Source organism: Spirillospora albida, from assembly GCF_000718255.1.
Taxonomy (GTDB): domain Bacteria; phylum Actinomycetota; class Actinomycetes; order Streptosporangiales; family Streptosporangiaceae; genus Spirillospora; species Spirillospora albida.
Genome location: NZ_JOFJ01000014.1, coordinates 113,309 through 125,434 on the forward strand (window position 1 = coordinate 113,309; position 12,126 = coordinate 125,434).

General features: G+C 75.0%; 11 protein-coding genes and 1 pseudogene. 6 read left to right on the forward strand and 6 right to left on the reverse strand.

The window, feature by feature from the left end; all coding sequences use genetic code 11:
• Positions 1–65 precede the first annotated feature (65 nt).
• On the forward strand, positions 66–485 hold the full coding sequence (locus IE99_RS0118835; protein ID WP_051712732.1) for a response regulator transcription factor: 420 nt from the start codon (positions 66–68) through the stop codon (positions 483–485).
• Between the two features lie 7 nt (positions 486–492).
• Here IE99_RS0118835 and IE99_RS33675 read toward each other — a convergent pair whose 3' ends face one another.
• Both IE99_RS33675 and IE99_RS33680 read right to left on the reverse strand, forming a co-directional pair.
• Positions 493–1,047: a PP2C family protein-serine/threonine phosphatase gene (locus IE99_RS33675; protein ID WP_281176559.1), complete on the reverse strand. Its 555-nt coding sequence runs from the start codon at positions 1,045–1,047 to the stop codon at positions 493–495.
• A gap of 126 nt (positions 1,048–1,173) precedes the next feature.
• Positions 1,174–1,986 (reverse strand): annotated as a pseudogene (locus IE99_RS33680) (helix-turn-helix domain-containing protein); the annotation flags it as partial.
• Between the two features lie 298 nt (positions 1,987–2,284).
• Here IE99_RS33680 and IE99_RS0118845 point away from each other — a divergent pair.
• From IE99_RS0118845 to IE99_RS0118855, 3 genes are all read left to right on the forward strand, one after another.
• Positions 2,285–4,324, forward strand: a complete 2,040-nt coding sequence (locus tag IE99_RS0118845) for an outer membrane protein assembly factor BamB family protein (protein WP_051712734.1) — start codon at positions 2,285–2,287, stop codon at positions 4,322–4,324.
• 10 nt (positions 4,325–4,334) lie between these two features.
• Positions 4,335–6,503 carry a serine/threonine-protein kinase gene (locus IE99_RS31970; protein WP_051712736.1) on the forward strand — a complete coding sequence of 723 codons (2,169 nt, stop codon included), beginning with the start codon at positions 4,335–4,337 and terminating at the stop codon, positions 6,501–6,503.
• Positions 6,504–6,760: 257 nt separating this feature from the next.
• The gene (locus IE99_RS0118855; protein WP_157610376.1) at positions 6,761–8,053 is read left to right on the forward strand and encodes an RNA-guided endonuclease InsQ/TnpB family protein; all 1,293 of its coding nucleotides are present in this window, start codon (positions 6,761–6,763) and stop codon (positions 8,051–8,053) included.
• On the opposite strand, the gene IE99_RS0118860 is transcribed toward IE99_RS0118855, so the two are convergent.
• Positions 8,007–8,486 (reverse strand): VOC family protein, encoded by a 480-nt coding sequence (locus tag IE99_RS0118860; RefSeq protein WP_030172196.1) that lies wholly within the window; start codon positions 8,484–8,486, stop codon positions 8,007–8,009. The two genes, IE99_RS0118855 and IE99_RS0118860, sit on opposite strands and share 47 nt — an antisense overlap.
• 143 nt (positions 8,487–8,629) lie before the next feature.
• Between IE99_RS0118860 and IE99_RS0118865 the strand changes: the two genes are divergently transcribed.
• Complete coding sequence (locus tag IE99_RS0118865; RefSeq protein WP_051712738.1) at positions 8,630–9,604, forward strand: terpene synthase family protein; 975 nt, start codon at positions 8,630–8,632, stop codon at positions 9,602–9,604.
• A 121-nt stretch (positions 9,605–9,725) separates the two neighbouring features.
• Here IE99_RS0118865 and IE99_RS0118870 read toward each other — a convergent pair whose 3' ends face one another.
• Complete coding sequence (locus IE99_RS0118870; protein ID WP_030172200.1) at positions 9,726–9,998, reverse strand: sulfurtransferase TusA family protein; 273 nt, start codon at positions 9,996–9,998, stop codon at positions 9,726–9,728.
• Between the two features lie 346 nt (positions 9,999–10,344).
• On the opposite strand from IE99_RS0118870, the gene IE99_RS29385 reads away from it, so the two are divergent.
• Positions 10,345–10,704 carry an STAS domain-containing protein gene (locus tag IE99_RS29385; protein ID WP_084219623.1) on the forward strand — a complete coding sequence of 120 codons (360 nt, stop codon included), beginning with the start codon at positions 10,345–10,347 and terminating at the stop codon, positions 10,702–10,704.
• Positions 10,705–10,890: 186 nt separating this feature from the next.
• Here the strand turns inward: IE99_RS29385 and IE99_RS30460 are convergent, their stop codons facing one another.
• Both IE99_RS30460 and IE99_RS29390 read right to left on the reverse strand, forming a co-directional pair.
• On the reverse strand, positions 10,891–11,733 hold the full coding sequence (locus IE99_RS30460; protein WP_051712740.1) for an STAS domain-containing protein: 843 nt from the start codon (positions 11,731–11,733) through the stop codon (positions 10,891–10,893).
• 3 nt (positions 11,734–11,736) lie between these two features.
• Positions 11,737–12,120, reverse strand: coding sequence for a hypothetical protein (locus IE99_RS29390; RefSeq protein ID WP_037559693.1), 384 nt, complete (start codon positions 12,118–12,120; stop codon positions 11,737–11,739).
• Between the last annotated feature and the right edge of the window lie 6 nt (positions 12,121–12,126).

The window sequence follows — 12,126 nt, forward strand, 5'->3', positions numbered from 1 at the left end:
GCCGTCGTCGAGCCAGCGGAGCGCCTCGTCCCGGAACGGGACGGGCCGAGCCGGGCGCGCCGCCCGTGCTCGTCCTGACGATGTTCGACGACGCCGAGATCGTCTCGGCGGCGCTCGCGGCGGGCGCCGCCGGGTTCGTCCTGAAGGACGCCCCCTGCGAGGAGATCATCCAGGCGTGCCGCGCCGTCGCGGCGGGCGAGGGATGGCTCGACCCCGCCGTGACCCCGCAGGTCCTCGCCGTCTACCGGACGGGGATCGCCCGCGCGGGCCCGCCGTCCGCGCCGGCGTCGCTGTCCCCCCGCGAGCGCGAGGTGCTGGCCCTGATCGGCGAGGGCGCCACCAACCCCGAGATCGCGCTCCGCCTCGCCATCGCCGAGGGCACCGTGAAGGCGCACGTGGGCGCCATCTTCACCAAGCTCGGCCTGCGCGACCGCGCCGCGGCGGTGATCTTCGCGCTGCGCAACGGCCTCGACGGCGGGACGTGAAGCGGGGTCAGTCCGCGGCGCGCGAGATCGCGAGCAGTTCGGCCCCGTCGGTGAGGCGGCCGCCGGCATGCGCGAGCAGGCCCGCCATGACGGCGTCCAGCATGGTGTCGGTGTCCTCGGCGGTGTTCGCCGCGAGCCGCTCCTCGAACGGGTAGGGGACGCCGTCGCCGTCGCGGGCCTCGGAGACGCCGTTGGAGTGGACGAACACCCGGTCGCCAGGACGGCAGGGAACGGTGGCCGGGGCGAGGCCGCCGGCGGCGTGCTGGAGCAGGCCGAGCGGCGGATGGACGGGGACGGCGTCCGGCCGGGACACGTACCCGTCCCGCGCCAGGAGCGGAGGCGGGTGGCCGCAGCCCACCATGTCGAGGTGCTCGCCGTCCTCGCGGGCCGAGAGGAGGAGCGCGCGGACGGCGTCGTCCCCGGGGGCGAGAGCGGCGTGGAGGTGCCGCGCGAGGGCCGCGAGGTCGGCCTCGCAGGGGGCCGCGGCGCGGAAGGCGGCCAGGACGGCGGCGGCCGCGTGGTCGGCCGACGGCCCGGCGCCCAGCGCGTCCGCCATGAGCATCCGCAGGCCGAAGGGGGTCCGGACGACCGCCCGCGCATCGCCGCCGCGCCGCGCGGTGTCGGCGGGCCGCAGCCGGCGGCCCGTCACCCGCAGCGGCGAGCCCGGCTCCCCGGCGTCCTCGGGCGAGCGGCGCAGCCGGAGGAGGAGCTCCCGGGTGCCCTCCGGTGACGCGCTCTTCACCGACAGCTGCTCCATGACGTGGAGGTAGCGGTCGAGGTCGTCGAGCTTCTCGAGGTAGACGGCTCCGACGAGGTTCTCGAGGTAGACCGCGTCCGGGACCTCTGGGTCGGGGAACCGCAGGATGGAGAACGCGCCGCCCTCGGCGGCGTGCCCGCCGTGGGCCAGCGGCATGACCTGGATCGTGACGTTCGGCAGCAGGGACAGGGCGAGGAGGTGGTCGAACTGCTCCCGCATCACCTCCGCGCCGCCGACGGTGCGGCGCAGCGCCGTCTCGTCGATGACGGTCCAGAGCCGCAGCGGGTCGCCGCCCCACAGCCGGCGCTGACGACCGAGCCGCACCCCGACGCGGCGCTCGATCTCGTCGGGGTCCGCGTCGGGGCGGCCGACCTCGAACACGGCGCGCGCGTAGTCGGGCGTCTGGAGCAGTCCGGGCACGAACTGGATCTCGTACGTGCGGATGCGGGCCGCCGCGTCCTCCAGCCCGAGATAGGTCTGGAACCAGTGCGGGAGGAGGTCGTTGAAACGGTGCCACCAGCCGGGGACATTGCTCTCCCGCGCCCACCCAAGCATCGTTTCTCGGGTGCGCTCGTCGGACACCCCGTAAAGGGTGAGCAGATCGGCGACGTCGCGTTCCTTGAAACCGACGCGGCCGAGCTCCAGCCGGCTGATCTTGGATTCGGAGGAGCGGATCGCGTAGCCCGCGTCGTGCCGGGTCATGTTGCACGCCTCGCGCAGCCGGCGCAGCTGCGCGCCGAGCACGAGCCTGCGCACCGTCGAACCCGGCGCCGGACCACCCACGGCCACTGTCCCCTCCACCACGAACCCGTTGCCGGCAGGCACCACGGCAGTGTGGCACTTCCGTACAGCTTTTAACTACCTTTCCGGCAAAACGGAGATGTCCGGGCAGGATGCCTTTCCCGGCGAGAAGCGAAACGGTCGGCCCGCCGGAGAGGACATCACGACGGACGGTTCGTTCACCCGGACATGTCGCCCCTGCCGGACCGGACACGGCATGATGCCTTCTGTCCTCCGGCCACCCGGGGACGGAGGGAGAGCGATGGGGCCGCTGCTGGCGGAGGACCCCCGGCGGATCGGCGGATACCGGATCGTCGGGCGGCTCGGCGCGGGCGGCATGGGAACGGTGTACCTCGGCCGGTCGGCGGCCGGGACACCGGTGGCGATCAAGGTCATCCACCCGGAGCGTTCGGGCGATCCGGGGTTCCGCGCCCGGTTCGCCCGGGAGGTGACGGCGGCGCGCGCGGTGAGCGGCGCGTTCACCGCACCGGTCGTCGACGCCGACCCCGGCGCCGCCGACCCGTGGCTGGCCACCGCCTACCTGCCCGGGATGTCGCTCCAGGACGCCGTGGCCGAGCACGGGCCGCTCCCCGTCCAGGCGGTGTTCGGGCTCGGCGCCGGCCTCGCGGAGGCGCTGGTGTCGGTGCACCGCGCGGGGGTCGTGCACCGCGACCTGAAGCCCGCCAACGTCATGCTCGCCCCGGACGGCCCGCGCCTCATCGACTTCGGCATCGCGCACGCGGCGGGCGCCGCCGTCGTGACGCGGGCCGGGTCGCTGGTCGGCTCCCCCGGCTACCTGCCGCCCGAGCAGGCGACCGGAGGCGCGACCGGCCCGGCCGGGGACGTCTTCGCGCTCGGCTGCGTGCTCGCGTTCGCGGCGACCGGCACCGGCCCGTTCGGGCGCGGCGCCGCCGAGGTGCTGATCTACCGCGCCGTCCACGACGCACCGCGGCTGGACGCCGTCCCCGACCCGGAACTGCGGGACCTCATCGCGCTCTGCCTGGACAAGGACCCGGCGCGGCGGCCCCCGCCGCACCGGCTGGTGTCCCGGTTCGCCGCCCGCGCGCCGGACGCCGACGTCCTGCACGGGACGGCCTGGCTGCCCGAGCCCGTCGCGGAGCGCATCGTCCGGGCCGAGCGCGCCCTGCCCGGACGGCGGCGGTTCCTGGCGGCCGGGCTCGCGGCGGGCGGCGTCGCGGCGCTGGCGGGCACCGGCACCGCCGTCGCGCTGCTGCGCGGCGAGGAGGGCGAGCCCGAGACGGCCCCCTCCGTGACGCCGAGCCCCGCCGCGGCATCGACGCCCGCGGCGCCGCCTCCGCAGGCGCGGCAGCTGTGGAAGCGCGACATCGGCTTCGACCCCTACGGCGGCCTCGCCGCCGGCGACCGGCTGCTGTACGTCAGCGCGGACCAGGGGCGGCTGTTCGCCCTCGACCCCCGCACCGGCCGGGAGCGGTGGCGGTACCGGACGGGCGACCGGGGGGAGGGCGCGGCGAGCTGGCGGACGCCCGTCCCCGCGGGCGGCGTCCTGTACGCGGGCTGGCCGGACGCGAACGGCCCGCTGTTCGCGTTCGACGCGGACAGCGGCCGGGTGCGGTGGCGGTCGCCGGTCGCGGCGGACGCCCGGGACCCGGCCGTCGGCGGCGGCCTGGTCGTCGCCTGCTCGAAGGACTGCCACGCCCTGGACGCCCGCACCGGGGCGGAGCGCTGGCGCAGGTCGCTCGGCAACGTCCTCGGCGCCGTGCCGGTCATCGCGGGGCCGGCCGTGTTCGTCAACTCCCTCGACGCCCTCCACGCGCTCGACCTCAGGAGCGGCAGGACGAGGTGGCGGCGGGCGATGGAGCAGCAGCCGACCGGCGGGGAGGGGGCGCGCGGGCCCGTGGTCGCGGGCGGGCTCGTGCTGTGCTCGAACGGCGTCGGGGACCTTCTCGCGCTGGACGCCGCGACCGGCAGGGAGCGCTGGCGGTTCGTCGGCGGCACCGGCGTCGGCACGGCGCACGTGAGCGGCGGCGCCGCGTTCGTCGCGGACGGCAGCGGCACCATGGTGGCGCTGGACGCGGCGACCGGCCGGGTCCGCTGGCGGTACCCGACCGGCGGGGACGACGTCGGCCGGGGATCGGTGAGCGACGGGGTACTGTGCTTCACCGCCGGCGACTCCGCGCTCGGGCTGGACGCCGCGACCGGGCGCCCGCTGTGGCGGACCACGGTCGGCGGGGACGTCCGCGACGACGTCGCGGCGCACGGCCGGTACCACCTGGCCTACGAGGACGGCACGATCGTCGCCTACGCGGTGAAGGGACGGTGAGGGTTCCGGCATGGAGGCACTGCGTCCGGGCGACCCACGAGAGATCGGCGGCCACCGGATCACGGCCCGGCTCGGCTCGGGCGGCATGGGCCGGGTGTTCCTCGCCCGCAGCCCCGCCGGGCGGTCCGTCGCGGTCAAGGTCGTCCACCCCGAGCTGGCCGGCGACCCGGGGTTCCGGGCCCGGTTCGCCCGCGAGGTCGCGGCGGCGCGCGCGGTCGGCGGCGCGTTCACCGCACCGCTCATCGACGCCGACGCCGACGCGCACCGCCCCTGGCTCGTCACCGCCTACCTGCCCGGACGCTCGCTGACCGAGGCGGTCGCCGCGCACGGCCCGCTCCCGCCGCCGTCGGTGCGCGCCCTCGGCGCCGGGCTGGCCGAGGCGCTCACCGGCATCCACCGGGCGGGCGTCGTGCACCGCGACCTCAAGCCGTCCAACGTGCTCCTCACCCCCGACGGCGCCCGCGTCATCGACTTCGGCATCGCCCGCGCCGCGGACGCCGCCACCGTGACCCGCACCGGCACCGCCATCGGCTCCCCCGGCTACCTGCCGCCCGAGCAGGCCGCGGGCGGCACCACCGGTCCCGCCGGGGACGTGTTCTCCCTCGGCGCCGTGCTCGTCTTCGCGGCCACCGGCGAGGGGCCGTTCGGGGACGGCGCCGTCCACGAGCTCGTGTACCGGGTGCTCCACGAGCCGCCGCGCCTGGACGGCGTCACCGACCCGGAACTGCGCGCCCTCATCGCCGGCTGCCTGGAGAAGGACCCGGAGCGGCGGCCCGCCCCGGACGCGCTGCTGGAGCGCCTCGCCGCGCTCGCCCCCGCACCGCCGCACGGGGTGGACTGGCTGCCACCTCCGGTGGCGACCGACATCACCCGGCCCGTGCCCGTTCCGCCGCCCACGCAGGAGCCCGCGAAGCGGGCGGTGCCGTCGCCGGCGCGGCGGCGGCTGCTGGTCGGCGCGGCGGCGACCGGCGCGGTGCTGCTCACCGGCGGCACGGCCGTCGCGGCCGTGCGCTCGGTCCTGCGCGCCGTCGGCCCCGCCGAGGGCACCTGGACGTTCACCCCGGAGCAGGACAACCCGACCGGCGGGCCCCTCGTCCTCGGCGATCTGCTGCTCGTGACCGCCGGGATCGGCGACGACGTCCTCATCGCGATCGACCGGCGCACCGGGAAGCCGCGCTGGACGGCGGACGGGGTGAAGGCCCCGCGCGCCGGGACGATCCTCGGCGCGGTCTCCGCCGGGAACATCCTCTACACGTACGGCCGCGACGAGATCCTCGCGCTGAACCGGGCGGACGGGCGGCGGCTCTGGCGCGCCGACACCGACACGTTCGGCACCGACACCGGACCGGTCGCCGGCGGCGGAGTCGTCGTCGCCACGGTGCGCCGCCCGGAAATGCAGCTCCGCGGCCACGACGCGGTATCGGGCCGGCAGCGGTGGACGTTCCGGCTGGAGAGCGCGTTCTCGGTGGCCGCGGCCGTGGCCGGGCCGATGGTGTACGCCGTCACGTCGCGCGGCGACGTCTTCGGGATCGAGGCGGCGACCGGGCAGGCGAAATGGCGCCGCGCCCTCCGGCCGGGCGGCCTGAGCTCCTCGGCCGCGCCGGTTCCGGTGGCGGCCGGCGGCCTGCTGTACCTCGTCGACGAGGGCGTCACCCATGCGCTCGACGCGGCGACGGGCGCCCCGAAGTGGAAGAGCGCGGCCGCCGACGCGGCCTCCACGCTGCCGAACTCGGCGGTGGCGGTCGCGGGCGACGCCGTCTACACCGCCCATTCGACCCGGGTGCTGGAGGTGTTCGGCGCGGCGGACGGGAAGAAGCGCTGGCAGCACACCTTCCCGCCGGGCGACGACCGCAACGCGTTCTGGATGCTGCCGGTCGTGGCGGAAGGGACCGCCGTCAGCTACGTGAACGAGACGCTCGTCGCGCTGGACGCCGCGTCCGGGAGGGAGCGGTGGCGCAAGGGCGGGCTGCCGGGCATCTTCCAGCGGCCCGTCGCCGCGTCGGGCGCGGTGCACCTCGCGAACCTGCAGGACGTGGTGTCCTTCGACCTCGCGACGGGCAGGGAGCTGCAGCGGATCGACGGGCAGGGGAACCAGCCGCACAACGTCGCCGTCGCGGACGGGTTCCTCTACTGGTACGAGGGCTTCGGCGGCGTGCGGGCCGCCGAAGCCCCGCGCTGACGGCCGCTACCGGGATGCGGGCCAGTGCTCCGGCCTTCAGGCCGGGGGTGGAGGCCCGCGCTGGGAGGGCCGTCAGGCCCGAGCAGTGCCTTGACCGGGACGGCTCTGCCGCTCGATGTACCGCTTCACGAGGTGAACACTTCGCGCCGAAACTTCGTTATTGCACGGAAATCAAATGGACATGTGTCGCGAAACGCAATGTCCACCAGTACGGATACCTTCAAGATTTGCCATTTGCCGATGGTACGGTGCTCTTCGTGCAGCTCCGTTACAACTTCCGCGTCTATCCGACGCCCGGCCAGCGGATCGAGCTGGCTCGGGCGTTCGGGTGCGCGCGGGTGGTGTTCAACGACGGGCTGCGCCTGCGGCAGGAAGCCCGCGAGCGGGGTTTGCCGTACGTCTCGGACGCCGAGCTGTCCAAGCAAGTCATCACCGAGGCCAAGCTGACCCCGGAACGGGCGTGGCTGGGCGAGGTGTCGTCGGTGGTGCTCCAGCAGGCGCTGGCCGACCTGAATACCGCGTACCGTAACTTCTTCAACTCCGTGTCGGGTAAGCGCAGGGGCCGCAAGATGGCGCCGCCGCGGTTCCGGTCGCATAAGGACAACCGGCAGGCGATCCGGTTCACGAAGAACTCCCGGTTCCGCGTGTTGGACAACGGCCGGCTCAGGTTGCCGAAGATCGGCGACCTTGCGGTGCGCTGGTCGCGGTCGCTGCCGTCGGAGGCGTCGAGCGTGACGATCGTCAAGGACGCGGCGGGGCGGTACTTCGCCTCGTTCGTCGTCCAGGCCACCGACGATCCGTTGCCCGAGCTGGACTCGCGGGTCGGCATCGATCTGGGGCTGACGCACTTCGCGGTGCTGTCGGACGGCACGAAGGTCACGGCGCCGAAGTTCCTGCGCCGCGCCGCGCGCAAGCTCAAGCGGCTGCAACAGGCGCTTGCGCGCAAGCAGAAGGGCTCGAACAGGCGCAAGAAGGCGGTCGTCAAGGTCGCTCGCGCCCATGCGCGGGTGGCCGATACCCGGCGGGACTGGCAGCACAAGCTGTCCACGGCGATCATCCGCGAGAACCAAGCGGTGTACGTCGAGGACCTGTGCGTCGTCGGTCTCGGCCGGACCCGGCTCGCCAAATCGGTCCACGATGCCGGGTGGGCCGGCTTCACCGCGATGCTGGAGTACAAGGCCGCCCGGTGGGGGCGGACGTTCGGCCGGGTGGATCGGTTCTTCCCCTCCACCCGAATGTGCTCGGCGTGTGGCCGGATCAACGAGAAGATGGCGCTCAACGTCCGAGCGTGGGACTGCCCCTGCGGCGCGGCCCACGACCGGGACGTCAACGCCGCCATCAACGTGCTCGCCGCCGGACAGGCGGAGAGGGAAAACGACCGTCGAGCGCACGTAAGACCGGGACTCGTCCCGGCGGCGCGCAACGAAACGGTAACCCACCCGGACGCTGCGTGTCCCACGCGCAACGTGGAGGGAATCTCCGCCCTTCAGGGCGGAGAGGATGTCAATCCCCGTCGTACGCCTTCCGGAGCGCGGCGATGTCGAGCTTGACCATCTTCATCATCGCGTCCAGGACGCGCGCGACCTTGGCCGGGTCGGGGTCGGCGACCATCTCCATGTAGGCCGTCGGGATGATCTGCCACGACACGCCGTACCTGTCCTTGAGCCAGCCGCACTGCGACTCCTCGCCGCCCTCGCCGAGCCTGCTCCAGTAGGAGTCGACCTCCGCCTGGTCGTCGCAGAAGACCTGGAACGACACGGCCTCGCTGAACGTGAAGAGCGGGCCGCCGTTCAGGGCCATGAACGACGAGCCGTTGATCTCGAACTCGATCGCCATGACCGCCCCCGTCTCGCCGGGGGTGGCGTCGGTGTTGCGGATCACCTGCCCGATCCTGCCGTCCGGGAAGATCGAGGTGTAGTGGTCCACCGCCTCCTCCGCCTGGTCGTCGAACCACAGGCACGTGGTGATTCCGGTGCGGGCCATCGTTGCCTCCAAGGTCGGGTGTGGCCTTCACCCGGTACCGACACCTTCCGGCGCGGGAACTCATCGGCGCGGCCGGGACTGTCACCGCCTCGACAGATTATTACTCATTGTGACTTCAGCGCCACTGTGCATGACTGGACGGCGTGACAGAAACGATCGCCGGCTCCGGCGTCCTCCGCACGGGCGCCCACCGCTCCCCCGGCTTCGCAGAACGGCCGTGGGGGGACGACGCCCACCCTCCGCTCTACTCCCCGGGGCCCGTGCGGACCGACGACGCGCTCGCCGCCGAGGTCGGCCGCCGTCTCGCCGCGTGGGAGCGGGAGAACGGCCTGCCCGCCGGACGCGGCGAACCGGCTCTCGGGCGGCTCGCCGTCCTCGCCCACCCCGGCACGGACGATCCCGACCTGCTGCTCCTCGCCGCGCAGTTCTGCACGGCGTGGCGGGCGCTCGCCGCCCGTCCCGGCGATCCGGCGGCGCGCCTCGCGGCGCTGCCGGCGGCGCTGGACGGGCCCCCGCCCGCCGACCGGTACGCGCGGGAGCCGGAGGAGGCCGTCGCGGCCGATCCCGCGCTCCGCGCGCTCGGCTCCGCGGTCGCGCATCTGCGCGGCCACGCGACCCCGTCGCAGGTCATGCGCGTCCGCTCCGCGACCTTCCAGCTCGCCGCGAGCGGGGCGGCGGAGCCGACGGGCGCGCCGCCGCCGGTGTGGCGCCGCCTCACCGCCCTGCGCCTGGCGTTCCCGGCACCGGTGCTCATCGACGTCGTCGACGGCTACCGGCTCGACGCCGACCTCTTCGCCGACCCGCGCGTGCAGCGGGCCCTGGTCTGCGCGGGGACGGCGGCCGGTCTCGTGCACGACCTGCACGCGGCGGAGCGCGACCCCGCGCACGGCGGCGCCGTCCGGCTGATCGCGGCCGAGGAGGGCCACCCGCCGCCGGACGCGATCCGCGCGGCCGTCGCCCTGCACAACGGCCTCGTCCGCGACTTCGAGGACGCCCGCCGCCGGCTCGCCGCCGCGCTCCCGTCGGCGGAGCTGCGGCGGTTCCTGCACGGCGTGCAGGGCTGGCTGGGCGGATTCACCGAATGGCACCGCTCCGGCGGCGCGCGCCCCCGCGCGTGACCGCCAGGCCCGGCACGCCCCAGGACCCACCGGGTCGACAGAAACCACGGGGTGAATGGGACGCCGTGTCAGCGGCGGGGGGCCGGGTCGGCGGGGGTGTGGGGTCAGTGGGGGTGCGGGGTCAGTGGGGGCGCCAGGGCGATGCCGGGTCGGTCGGCCGGGCGTCGGCGGCGACCCGAAGGCCGTAGGTGGGGGCGTCGGCGGCGACCGGGCCGAGGTACTCGTGGCCGGTGAGGTGGCACCAGGCGGGCAGGTCGATCGGCGCGGCCGGGTCGTGGGCGACGAGGTGCACGACCGTCCCGGGCTCCAGGGGGGCGAGGTGGCCGCGCAGCTCCAGCAGCAGGCGGACGCAGGCTTTGTGACCGCCGTCGATCAGTACCGGATCAGCACGCATCCGTCCCCCTTCGCCCCTCTGGTGGTGAAATATACGGCTTCGTCCGCCTGATGGCTCACCCCGGGCGGCGGACGGCCCGGTGCGCGGGGGTGCCGCGGCGTTCTCAAACCTCCGCCGTACGGCGATAAATCGGAATGGTCCGCGCTCGCACCCCTTCGCTGGGACATTCGGGGCGTGGCCGGGATGCCGTCTTGACGCGAAGCGGAGTGTCGCGGGGGGATCACCTTCCGAAATTTGACCCTTTCTTTCAGATTTCGTCCGGCTTTGAGGCTTACAGTCGCAGGAGTCCCCCGGATCGACGTCCAGTGATCGCCGTCCAGCCGGACCTGAACTTTGGGGCGAGCCGATGAACCTCGGACCAGCTCGTGTGGAGCGCACGGCGACCTGCGGTGTGCTGTCCTTCCCCGCCGAAGTCGACCTGAGCAACGGAGAGGCGATCCTCGGCCAGTCCGAGCGGCTGCTCGCGGCCGGGGTGCCCGCGCTCATCCTCGACCTCACCGCCTGCGCGTTCTGCGATTCCAGCGGCCTCAACGTGATCCTGCGCTCCCAGGCGCGCGCGTCCGAGCTCGGCATCCCGATGTGGGTGGTGCTGCCGCACCGCGGCATCGTCCGGCGGGTCTCGGACGTCGCCGGGCTGCCGCGCCGCGTCGCCATCGCCCCGGACGTCGCGACCGCCCGAGAGGCCCTCGCCGTCCCCGCCCGCTGACCGCCGCCCCGGTTCCTTTGCGCGATCTCGCCCCGGCCGGGATGCGCGGGAGGGACGGGACGGGGCATGGATGCCTGCGGAAAGATCAGCGACCGGGGGGCGGCACATGGACCGGGCGACCGCGGGCACGCGAGACCCGCGCACCTCCTCGCGTCCCGGGCGGGACGGGTCGTGCGCGGGTCACGGTCAGAGCGAGCGGCAGGCGGAGAACACCTCGCCGAGGCCCTCGCGGTCGATGACGGCCCGCAGCCGCGGCGGCAGGCCCGGCAGCGACAGGCAGCCGCCCTCCGCCGCCACCCGCCAGCGGATGCCGAGCAGGATCGGCAGCGGGTCGCAGCGGATCCCGAGCCGGTCCCCCATCCGCACCATGAGGTGCCGCAGGTTCCCCTCCACCAGCGTCGTCAGCGTCTCGCCGAGGCGCCGCACGGTGCGCTGGTCGAGCGTCCCGGACAGGTGCACCACGGTGTGGTCGCCGTCCCCGGCGTCCACGGTGGTGATGTCCAGCGACGGCCCGGGTAAGCCCCCGGGCGGCCCCGGGCTGAGCGACAGCCCGGTATCGCCGGGATGCAGGGCGCGGATCGCGTCCAGGACGTGGGTCGTGTCCGCGTCGGCCATCGGACGCTCGGGGACCGGCGCGGCCGTCGCCGTCCGCACGTCGGGGAACACCGGGACGAGCGCGGCGAGGCCCGTGTCGTGCAGGGCGCGCCGCACGTGCGCCTCCTCCGGCACCACCACGCGCAGCGGGCACCCGAGCAGCTGCGCCCGGGTCTCGGTGCGCGCCAGCAGGACGAGCCCCGCGGCGTCGAGCAGGACGGCCTCACCGAAGTCGAGGACGACGCCCCTGCGCCGCCGCGCTCCGCCGGCCGGTCCGGCGGGACGAGGCGGCGGCGCCGCCGCCAGCGCCAGCGCGCGGCACACCCCGTCCCGGATGCCCGCGTAGTTCCGCCAGCCGATCTGCGCCGGCAGGCGCAGGACGAGGAAGCCGCCCCGCTCGGTGATGGCCAGGTCCGGCGCGGTCGTGTCCTTCACGGGTCACATCCCGATCGGGGTGCCCGCGCCGGCGCGGGCACGGCCGGACGCGGCGGGACGGGAGGCGGGAGCGCGGCCGCCCGGCGGCCGCGGCGCGCGGAGCGGCGGCCTGAGCGCGGGCCGGGCACCGCCCGGACCGGTCATGGACGGCGGGCGGGCGGTGAACGGCGGGCGGGCTCCCCGCTGGACGCCGGTCAGCCGGGACGCCGCGAGCCGCTCGATGGTCCGCTCGTCGGGCCGCACGCCGAGGTGGGTGCAGCAGCACCACAGGTCGTCCACGCAGCGCCGCACGTGTTCGGCCGGGATGTCGGCGAAGCGGGCGCGCAGCCGCGCGACGAGGGCGTCGCGCGCCGGTACGACCGATGGTGACGTCTTCCTGCGCTCCACTGTCCC

Coding starts and splice junctions, on each gene's coding strand:
- IE99_RS33675 (WP_281176559.1), bottom strand. CDS start 1,047: ATGCTCATGGCGGACGCGCTGGGCGCCGGGCCGTCGGCCGACCACGCG.
- IE99_RS0118845 (WP_051712734.1), top strand. CDS start 2,285: ATGGGGCCGCTGCTGGCGGAGGACCCCCGGCGGATCGGCGGATACCGG.
- IE99_RS31970 (WP_051712736.1), top strand. CDS start 4,335: ATGGAGGCACTGCGTCCGGGCGACCCACGAGAGATCGGCGGCCACCGG.
- IE99_RS0118860 (WP_030172196.1), bottom strand. CDS start 8,486: ATGGCCCGCACCGGAATCACCACGTGCCTGTGGTTCGACGACCAGGCG.
- IE99_RS0118870 (WP_030172200.1), bottom strand. CDS start 9,998: ATGCGTGCTGATCCGGTACTGATCGACGGCGGTCACAAAGCCTGCGTC.
- IE99_RS29385 (WP_084219623.1), top strand. CDS start 10,345: ATGAACCTCGGACCAGCTCGTGTGGAGCGCACGGCGACCTGCGGTGTG.